General features: G+C 55.4%; 6 protein-coding genes. 2 read left to right on the top strand and 4 right to left on the bottom strand.

Going from position 1 to position 6,306, the window contains the following annotated elements; genetic code table 11:
• Together ABYP39_RS06505 and ABYP39_RS06500 are read left to right on the top strand one after the other, a co-directional pair.
• Positions 1–2,161, top strand: a 2,161-nt coding sequence (locus tag ABYP39_RS06505; RefSeq protein WP_372781678.1) for a hypothetical protein, incomplete at its 5' end; no start/stop codon positions are given.
• 71 nt (positions 2,162–2,232) lie between these two features.
• Complete coding sequence (locus ABYP39_RS06500; RefSeq protein WP_372781676.1) at positions 2,233–3,321, top strand: hypothetical protein; 1,089 nt, start codon at positions 2,233–2,235, stop codon at positions 3,319–3,321.
• Here ABYP39_RS06500 and ABYP39_RS06495 read toward each other — a convergent pair.
• The 4 genes from ABYP39_RS06495 to pdxA are packed head-to-tail and all read right to left on the bottom strand — an operon-like array spanning position 3,305 to position 6,302.
• Entirely contained in the window at positions 3,305–4,126 is an 822-nt protein-coding gene (locus tag ABYP39_RS06495) for a symmetrical bis(5'-nucleosyl)-tetraphosphatase (protein WP_372781674.1), read from the bottom strand. The genes ABYP39_RS06500 and ABYP39_RS06495 overlap by 17 nt on opposite strands.
• Before the next feature lie 2 nt (positions 4,127–4,128).
• A complete protein-coding gene (apaG, locus tag ABYP39_RS06490) occupies positions 4,129–4,512 on the bottom strand; it encodes a Co2+/Mg2+ efflux protein ApaG (RefSeq protein ID WP_372749105.1) in 384 nt (127 codons plus the stop codon).
• A 6-nt stretch (positions 4,513–4,518) separates the two neighbouring features.
• Positions 4,519–5,319, bottom strand: coding sequence for a 16S rRNA (adenine(1518)-N(6)/adenine(1519)-N(6))-dimethyltransferase RsmA (rsmA, locus tag ABYP39_RS06485; RefSeq protein WP_372749106.1), 801 nt, complete (start codon positions 5,317–5,319; stop codon positions 4,519–4,521).
• The gene (pdxA, locus tag ABYP39_RS06480; protein ID WP_372781672.1) at positions 5,316–6,302 is read right to left on the bottom strand and encodes a 4-hydroxythreonine-4-phosphate dehydrogenase PdxA; all 987 of its coding nucleotides are present in this window, start codon (positions 6,300–6,302) and stop codon (positions 5,316–5,318) included. Before pdxA ends, rsmA begins: the two co-directional genes overlap by 4 nt.
• Positions 6,303–6,306: the final 4 nt, after the last annotated feature.

Below are 6,306 nucleotides of genomic sequence, written 5' to 3'. Positions count from 1 at the left end.
TCTCGTCAACGCCTACGCGATCAATGCCGACGGGACGAAAGGTGACAAGGTTGCCAGCGAAACCGAAACTGATGCCAAGGGGAAGTACACCCTCACTCTCAACGGCAGTTACGTTGAAGGCTCTCCAATACTGGTTGAAATCACGGCGAAAGACGGCACGCTGATGCGCTGTGACCTGGCGACTTGTGGTACCGATAAAGAAGGTAATACCGTCGTGTTTGGGCAGGACTACGTACTGGCCAGCAATTTTAGCTTGTCGGCGGTGCTGCCTAAAGCGTCTGGCACTTCTGTCTCGCTCAATATCACTCCGATTACCCAAATGGGTGCCAGTCTGGCGTTGAAGCGCATTCAAGCCGGTGCGTCCGCGTCGGATGCTGCTGCTGTTGCCAATGCGCAAGTCAAAAACCTGCTGGGTATCAAGGGCGATATTACCTCTTTGCCTGTAGTTGATATCACCGACGCTGAATCGGTCAATGCCGCTGGCGCCGACGATTTGGACTACAACCTGAAAGCTGCGGGTATTGTGCAAGCCATGCGTAAGGGCAGTTCAGGCCAGTCGGTTGAGGCGGCGCTGACAGCGTTTGTCGAGCAGTATGTCACCGATGATGGGCTGGCAGATAAGGAAGATACAGAAAGCGAGAAGCTCACTCTGCAGGAAATTCTGGCATCCGCCATTGAATTGATTGAAGAAGTCAAAAAGGTTGAAGGTGTCGAATCTGATAAGGAAGCACTCAGTCAGTCTGAAAACGAACTGAAAACCAAGGAAAGTGACAAGCGGACCAATGGCTCGACAGAGGTCAAGCAGGGTGAGGCTCCGTCAGACGTTGGCTCTGAAGGTTTGCAGGCAACAAAAGGTATGGTCAAGCAGATTCGTGATCTGGCTGCGGTAGCGGGATTGTCGGTAAACCAGCAAGCTTTTGCCAACCAAGTAAAACTCGCAGCTGAGTCGATTAAAGGTGATACACCTGCGGCAGCTGTAGGTTTGGGGCGCGCACTCGGCGCGATTGCCGAAGCATGGGAAGCGCGAAACAACGCAGAGGATGGGCAGGAGCCAAACAGTTTTGTTGCCGACGGCTTGACGGTCTCGATGACTGAGAGTGAAGGTAAAGTAACCTACACCATTGCTGAAACCACACTAAGTATTGATGAGACCGACGACGGTACCGATAACCCGGTTGACGTGGTCGTTGCGTTTACCGCCGTAGATGGAACGTCGATTTCCGAAACCGAGAGCGAGTCGCAAGACCCATACGAAGAAACCTTTGACGGCAACCTTGATCTTGTCGTCTCAGGCAGTGCATCTACAGATAAGGTAGCGATAGCGGTAACCGACGAGTCGAAATTTATCGGTACCGCCGATTTTGACTATCGCCGAGAGGGTGGTCGTGTTGAGTCCGGTACTGACGAAGGCTTTAGCGAAAACAATCGTGATCAGGGGCAGGTTGATTTAAATGCTGATTTGGTCATCAAGCTGACTCAATTGGAGCCCAGTGAACCGGGTGCGCCTACCGTGAGTTTTGAAGGTCGCATGGAGATTGATCTCGACCAATTTGCGTTCGACGAGACTCGATCTGAAGAAGCCGACTTTCAGAACAGCACCTATTCAAGTGAGGATTCTGATTCACTGTCTTTCAATGATGTGAGCTTCCTGTTCTCTGGCAACTTCGAGGATTCGAATGGAGAGTCGCTTACTGCGTCTTTCGGGGTACAGGGCGGTAACTTCAGTGAAACGTGCACTTGGTCGTATGAGCAACAGCGCTGGATGGTCGTTAAAGACGATGAGGATTGTGTCCGAAATGAAACCGAGGAAAGTTTCGCCGATGCTGCGCTGACGTTGTTGTTCAGTGTTGATCTGGCGGAGTCTGCGGACGATGTTTCGGTACAAGTGAACGCGACACGTACAAGCTTGCAAGCTGGAAAACTGGATATAGATTTGGAATACGGCGGCAGTCTGCTGGCTCTCGATTATAGTGGTGGTAATAGCGCGACCGTTAGTAACCACAACAATGTGGTTATGACGTTGACTGAGACCGAAAGCGAAGGTTCCACGCAGGTCTCCGGCAACATCACGCAAAACGGGGTGGAGTACGCTACTATCAACGAAGAGTCTGGTGCCGCGATCGTGCGCTACACCGACGGCACTTTTGAATCTGCGATGTAAGATACGCGGTAGTCGTTAAACAGGGGGAGGCAGGCGCCTCCCCCTTTTAATTTGTTTGAGAGATAACCTTGTTGAAAAAATACTATTCGAGCGGTTTGGTCTTGATGCTGCTCATTACGGCCAGTTCCCTCGCCTGGTCTGACTATCTAGACGGAATGGCGGTCTATTCTGTTTTAAGCTCTGATACCTACAGCGATGCCGCGCCGATTGAACAGATGTTGCACGACCTGGAAGGCGCACCGGTTCGCTCGGGCGATTTCGCTTACACCCACAACCAACTGGAGGTGGGCGTTTCGCGCGGTGATTGGGCTGCCGCTGTTTTTGTCCGCTACGATTATTTTGTCGAGTTTAATGACGACACTGTCGCGCTGGCTTACCTTAAAAAAAACAACGCTACAGCTCGCGGTGAGGCGCACTATGATATTGATCTGTCTGCCAACCATCTACGCTCACGGGGGCTTGCTACGGCCTATCGATTTTCTGTCCACAATGATTGGACGGGGCAGGTTAAGGTCAGTTACGTGGAGGCCTGGGAGACGACCTACGGCGAGTTGAGTGGCAGTGTTATCACGCGGGACGACGATTTCTCAGCCGACTTGTACTTGGATTACAGTTACACCGAAGACACCTTTCTCAATCGACCGCGAGAGCAGGTAGATGGCAAGGGGGCAACCCTTGATCTTGAGCTTCAATGGCAGGTGAACGACAAGTTGCAATTTGGTTTCAGTAGTCGTGACCTGTTGAGCTTGATTCGCTTTGACGATGTCACGTATACCCGGGCGGTAGCCACCACCAATCGTATTAGCTACGACGAGAACGGACGCCTGAGGTCGGTACCGGCCCTTTCCGGTGAGGAGCGTTATCGGAATGAAATACAGCGATTTCCCCGCCGTGTGACGCTCTCCGCAGGTTATCAGTACTGGTCGCAGTGGCGACTGCGGGGCGAGCTATTTGCGATTGATCGCTACCTGTTCCCGCGACTTGGTCTAGAGCGTGATCTGGCGCTGGGCAATCTGCACCTGGATTACGATCTTGAAGCAAAAGCCATCGGTGTAGCATTGCGTAAGCATTGGTATGCAATCCAATTGCGCACTGACCACACTAACTGGGATGAAATGGACAAGTTGGAGTTTTCGCTGCAATTCAACTGGCGTTTGTAGCTGCGCACAAACAGCGGTGGAATGCACCGCTGTCCATATTGAATAAGGTCATTTCCCGGCCCCAAACGCAACCTGTGTCCAGTGCAAGGTACTGGGGGTTGCCGGTTTTTCCCTCCAGCGCGGCCCAGTGCCCGAATATCTGCGTTTCCATGCGCTCTGCCGGCCAGGTAAACCAGGGCGCAAAGCCCGAGGGTATTTCTTCAACCCGGCCCTTGAAGCTCAGCGCCAGCGTGCCGTCCTCCGAGCAAATACGCATTCGCGTAAAGTAATTGGTGATTGTTCGAAGGCGGGGCAGGCCGGTTAGATCATCTGACCAGCGCGATGGTTCATCGCCGTACATATTGCTCAGAAAGGTATCAACCAGGGTGTCGTCTCGAAGTGCACTGCTCACTTCGTCGCTGTAGCCCAGCGCTTCGTCGGTAGACCACAGAGGCGGAATACCTGCGTGACTCATCACGTAGTGACCGCAATCGCTGCGCACGCACAGTGGCAGCGTGCGAAACCAATCGATATAGCGAGTCAGGCGCTCGGATGCGAGCAAGTCTGCCAGGCTGGCGTGCAGCCCCTGCTTTGTGGCGCCGCGCGCCAATGCAAGTGTGTGCAGGTCGTGATTGCCCAGCACAATGCGCAGCGAATCGCGCATCGGGTATAGATAGTCCAGTACCGCCAGTGAATCCGGTCCGCGATTCACCAGGTCGCCAACCAGCCACAATTCATCCTTAGCTGGCTCGAAGCCGACGTCGTCCAGCAGGCATTGAAGCGGGCTCAGGCAACCCTGCAGGTCTCCGACAGCGTAACGGGTCATGGTCAGTGAAGGGAGGAGGGTTCTACCAGCGAAAAGGCTGTGACGGGTGCAATAAAGGGGCGGCCAGATTCGCTGATCATTTCGTAGCTGCCTTCCATGGTACCGACTGCTGTCTCGATGACCGCGCCAGAGGTATAGCTGAAACTCTTGCCCGGCTCGATCAGGGGCTGTTTGCCGACAACGCCTTCCCCGCGCACTTCGGATATGCGGTTGCGGCCGTTGGTGATGATCCAGTGCCGGTTGAGCAGGCGAACCGCTTCATTACCGCTGTTGGTAATGGTAATGGTATAGGCAAACGCATAGCGGTTGTCTTCCGGGGTGGATTCGTCGGCCAGATACTGCGTGGCTACCTGAATATCAACCTGCTCGTTGGGTTTCTGTTCCATATATCCTCATTTTGCGGGGGCTGGTTCTGCCGGAGGCAGTGTATTCGCCAGTTGCACATAGTCGCGCAAGGTCAGCGTTTCTGGCCGCGCACCGGGGTCAACGCCCGCCGCTTCAATCTGCTCAGGGGTGGCGAGCTGCTTCAATGCATTGCGCAGGGTCTTGCGGCGCTGGTTGAAAGCATCCCTTACCAAACGCTGCAACAGGCCTGCATCTCTGGCCGGGTGGGGCAACTGTTCGAACGGAGTCAATTTTACCACGGCAGAGGTTACTTTGGGACGGGGGCTAAAAGCCTCTGGTGGCACCTCAAACAGCGACTCCACCTGACAGTAGTACTGAGTCATAACGCTGAGCCGCCCATAGGCCTTGCTGTTGGGGGCTGCGGCGAGTCGGTCTACCACTTCCTTTTGCAGCATGAAATGCATATCTCGCACACGTTCATGCTGTGCCAGCAGGTGGAAGATCAACGGGGTGGAAATATTGTACGGCAGGTTACCCACGACCCGCAGTCTGGAGTCTGGATAGAAAGCGCTGAAGTCCGTTTTTAGCGCGTCGGCCTGAATCAGCGTGACCTTCGGGTTACCGGCGAACTGCCCTTGAAGAATGGGAATCAGATCGCGATCCAGCTCTACCAGCGTTAAATCCACGCCGCTGTCGGCGAGATGGCGGGTCAGGGCGCCCTGGCCTGGCCCGATTTCCACCAGTGCTTGCCCTGGTTGGGGGCCTATAGCCCGAATAATGCGGTCGATGATGCCGGTATCACAAAGGAAGTTTTGCCCGAAGCGTTTGCGGGCGCGATGTTCTGTCATAGGAGTGTTTGCTGTGCCATGTGGACGGCTTGCCTGATGGCTTCCCTGAGGCTGCCGCAATCGGCGCGACCGCTGGCAGCCATATCCAGCGCTGTGCCGTGATCGACGCTGGTACGAATGATAGGCAGGCCAAGCGTGATATTCACGGCCTTGCCGAAACCCTGGTATTTAAGTACGGGCAAGCCCTGATCGTGATACATCGCCAGTACCGCATCAGCCTGCTCCAGATGTTTGGGGGTGAACGCTGTATCTGCCGGCAGTGGATCGCTTAAATTCAAGCCCTGTTGCCGCAGTGCGGCAATGACGGGAATGATCACGTCGATTTCCTCACGGCCAAGGTGGCCGCCTTCCCCGGCGTGGGGGTTTAGGCCAAGCACCAGAATCCGCGGTGCGGGCAGGCCAAATTGGCGCTCAAGGCTTTGGTGTGTAATCTGCAGCACCTGCTGCAGGCTTTGCGGGGTGATCGCATCGGCCACGGCACGCAAGGGAAGGTGCGTGGTCGCCAGCGCCACCCGGAAGTCTCCGGTTGCCAGCATCATCACCACTTTTTCAACGCCGCAGCGCTCAGCCAGAAACTCTGTATGTCCGCTGAAGGCTATCCCAGCGTCATTGATCACAGATTTCTGCACCGGCGCCGTAACCAGCGCCTGAGCAGTACCATCGCGACAGGCATCGGTGGCAACTCGCAGGGTTTCCAGCACATAGGCGGCATTGCGGGTGTCGAGCTGGCCTGGCGTGACGGGGGTGTTTAGCGCAACGGGTAGAACCTTGAGGTGGCCTTCCGGTGACGGCGCCGGAGGTCGGGATAAATCCGCCTGTTCCAGCGTTAACGTGAGCTTTAGCTGCGCTGCGCGCTGCTGCAGTAACTCGGGGTCGGCTACCGCAACCAGTTCAACGGGCCAGGCGTCAGCGGCCATCGCCAGCACGATGTCGGGCCCGATACCCGCAGGCTCTCCGGGTGTCAGGAGGATGCGCGGGATCATCGCG

It is taken from the genome of Litorivivens sp., assembly GCF_041625495.1.
Lineage (GTDB): Bacteria > Pseudomonadota > Gammaproteobacteria > Pseudomonadales > Spongiibacteraceae > Litorivivens.
Note: the sequence above shows the minus strand (reverse complement) of the source record. Positions and strands in the feature narration are given on the sequence as shown.

Bases quoted from the DNA above. Each gene is read 5' to 3' on its own strand.
- ABYP39_RS06495 (WP_372781674.1), bottom strand. From the start codon at position 4,126: ATGACCCGTTACGCTGTCGGAGACCTGCAGGGTTGCCTGAGCCCGCTT.
- apaG (WP_372749105.1), bottom strand. From the start codon at position 4,512: ATGGAACAGAAACCCAACGAGCAGGTTGATATTCAGGTAGCCACGCAG.
- rsmA (WP_372749106.1), bottom strand. From the start codon at position 5,319: ATGACAGAACATCGCGCCCGCAAACGCTTCGGGCAAAACTTCCTTTGT.
- pdxA (WP_372781672.1), bottom strand. From the start codon at position 6,302: ATGATCCCGCGCATCCTCCTGACACCCGGAGAGCCTGCGGGTATCGGG.